A 386-nucleotide genomic window follows, 5' to 3' on the forward strand; every position below is an offset into this window, starting at 1 on the left:
CGCCCTCGGCGCCGAGCACCTCGACGCTGCGGATCGGCCGTCCGAGCAGGTTCGTCCCGCTGCCGAACGAGCGGATGCGCGCGACACCGTCCGCCGGGTCGGCGAGCAGGACCGCGTAGACGTACTCGCCGGTGACGTCGTGGCGGGTGGTGAACCGGACGTCCTCGGACGTGTAGGCCGGAGCGGCGCCATCGACGAACGACCCCGCCTGGACGTGCGTCGGACCCTCGCCGAAGACGCGCCAGGGACGGGTGCCGTAGATCGCCTCGCCGTTGGCGGTCAACCACCGGCCGATGCCCTCCAGCAGCCGCTGCTCGGGCTCGGCGATCGTGCCGTCCGGCTTCGGGCCGACGTTGAGCAGGAGGACGCCGTTCTTCGCGACGACG

At 72.8% G+C, this 386-nt stretch carries 1 protein-coding gene; it reads right to left on the reverse strand.

What is annotated here, in order from left to right; genetic code table 11:
• A partial coding sequence (locus tag BIV03_RS13290; protein ID WP_175475847.1) for an alpha-L-fucosidase occupies window positions 1-386 on the reverse strand: 386 nt, incomplete at both ends.

The sequence above is a fragment of the Curtobacterium sp. MCBA15_016 genome (genome assembly GCF_001865105.1).
GTDB lineage: Bacteria > Actinomycetota > Actinomycetes > Actinomycetales > Microbacteriaceae > Curtobacterium.